This is a genomic window from Algoriphagus sp. NF (assembly GCF_028823735.1).
GTDB classification, from domain to species: Bacteria; Bacteroidota; Bacteroidia; order Cytophagales; family Cyclobacteriaceae; genus Algoriphagus; species Algoriphagus marincola.
This window is the reverse complement of the sequence record NZ_JAPEIB010000081.1, coordinates 1-2,597: the sequence shown is the minus strand read 5'-3', so window position 1 is coordinate 2,597 and position 2,597 is coordinate 1. Positions and strand designations below refer to the sequence as shown.

1 rRNA gene is annotated in these 2,597 nt (G+C 53.0%); it reads right to left on the bottom strand.

Annotated features, from left to right (window positions below):
• Positions 1 to 112: 112 nt before the first annotated feature.
• Positions 113 to 2,597 (bottom strand): 23S ribosomal RNA (locus tag OU792_RS18320); the annotation flags it as partial.

Here is a 2,597-nt window from a genome sequence, read left to right as displayed (position 1 = left end):
ACACTAGGTCTTTATTCATGACTCCGTTATACCGATAGGTATATCTTGATTCCAATGTCTTGCTTCTAATATCTGAAGTCTTTAACATATCTTGTAGAAACTGCAACAGGATTTCGGTAAGCTTTCGGGCAATTAGTACTGCTCGGCTATGACATCACTGCCTTTACACCTGCAGCCTATCAACCTCATCGTCTCTGAGGGCCCTATACGGAAGTCTCATCTTGAGGGGAGTTTCGCACTTAGATGCTTTCAGCGCTTATCTCTTCCCGACGTAGCTACCCGGCAGTGCAGTTGGCACCACAACCGGTACACCAGCGGTCAGTCCAACCCGGTCCTCTCGTACTAAGGTCAGGTCCTCGCAAACTTCCCACGCCCGCAACAGATAGGGACCGAACTGTCTCACGACGTTCTGAACCCAGCTCGCGTGCCACTTTAATGGGCGAACAGCCCAACCCTTGGGACCTTCTCCAGCCCCAGGATGTGACGAGCCGACATCGAGGTGCCAAACCTCCCCGTCGATATGAGCTCTTGGGGGAGATCAGCCTGTTATCCCCAGAGTACCTTTTATCCTTTGAGCGACGGCCCTTCCATACAGTACCGCCGGATCACTATACCCGTGTTTCCACCCTGCTCGGCTTGTCGGCCTTACAGTCAAGCTCCCTTATGCTATTGCACTCCACGCACGGTTACCAAGCGTGCTGAGGGAACCTTTGGAAGCCTCCGTTATCCTTTTGGAGGCGACCACCCCAGTCAAACTACCCACCAAGCAATGTCTCCCGAACCGGGATTAGATACCAGACAAACAAAGGGTGGTATTTCAACGGTGACTCCACAACGCCTGGCGACGCCGCTTCACAGTCTCCCACCTATCCTACACATCGTTTGCCCAGTACCAATGCTAAGCTGCAGTAAAGGTTCATGGGGTCTTTCCGTCCCGTTGCGGGTACGCGGCATCTTCACCGCGACTACAATTTCACCGAGCTCATGGCTGAGACAGTGCCCAGATCGTTACACCATTCGTGCAGGTCGGAACTTACCCGACAAGGAATTTCGCTACCTTAGGACCGTTATAGTTACGGCCGCCGTTTACCGGGGCTTCGATTCAATGCTTCTCTTGCGATAACATCCCCTCTTAACCTTCCGGCACCGGGCAGGTGTCAGGCCTTATACCTAGTCTTTCAACTTCGCAAAGCCATGTGTTTTTGTTAAACAGTCGCCTGGGCCTCTTCACTGCGGCCCCGCATTCCTGCGGGGCGCCCCTTCTCCCGAAGTTACAGGGCCATTTTGCCGAGTTCCTTAGCCATGATTCACTCGAGCACCTTAGGATACTCTCCTCGACCACCTGTGTCGGTTTGCGGTACGGGTAGGCCAGAAGTTTTTCTTGGAAGCTTTTAGGGCCACTATCCGATTGTCCAAGGACGCTCGGTACTGTCAGGTTCGGCTAAACCCACGCATTTAACTATGGGTCCAATACCTACTCCCTTCAACCCGGTATTCCGTCACCGGGCGGGCCTTTCACCACTCCGTCACTCCATCACCTGCATGTCCAGTACGGGAATATTAACCCGTTTGCCATCGGCTGCCCCTCTCGGGTGCGCCTTAGGACCCGACTAACCCTGATCCGATTAGCGTTGATCAGGAAACCTGGGTCTTACGGTGTGGGGGTTTCTCGCCCCCATTATCGTTACTTATGCCTACATTTGCTTTTCCAAAAGCTCCAGCACACATCACCATGTGCATTCACCGCCGTTGGAATGCTCCCCTACCACTGACATTACTGCCAATCCTACGCTTCGGTATTAGGTTTGATGCCCGATTATTATCGACGCCCTGTCGCTCGACCAGTGAGCTGTTACGCACTCTTTAAAGGAATAGCTGCTTCCAAGCTAACCTCCTGGCTGTCTCTGCAACTGGACCACCTTTGTTCAACTTAACCTAAATTTCGGGACCTTAGCGGTAGGTCCGGGTTCTTTCCCTCTCGGACTGGGACCTTAGCACCCCAGCCCTCACTGCCGTTTCTCTATGATGGCATTCGGAGTTCGTCAGGATTTGGTAGGATGTGACTCCCCCTAGTCCTATCGGTAGCTCTACCTCCATCATACAATCCACGACGCTGTTCCTAAAAACATTTCGGGGAGTACGAGCTATTTCTCAGTTTGATTGGCCTTTCACCCCTACCCACAGCTCATCCGGAAGCTTTTCAACGCTTATCGGTGCGGCCCTCCATTGTGTGTTACCACAACTTCAGCCTGGCCATGGGTAGATCACTAAGTTTCGCGTCTGCCCCCTCTGACTATACGCCCTTTCAGACTCGCTTTCGCTCCGGCTGCTCCCGTCAACGGAATTAACCTCGCCAAAGAGGTGCAACTCGTAGGCTCATTATGCAAAAGGCACGCCGTCACCCCACTAAAGGGCTCCGACCGCTTGTAAGCGCACGGTTTCAGGTTCTATTTCACCCCCTTATTCAGGGTACTTTTCACCTTTCCCTCACGGTACTCGTTCACTATCGGTCTCTCAGGAGTATTTAGCCTTACCGGATGGTGCCGGCAGATTCAACCGGGATTTCTCCTGTCCCGGCCTACTCAGGATACCCGCCT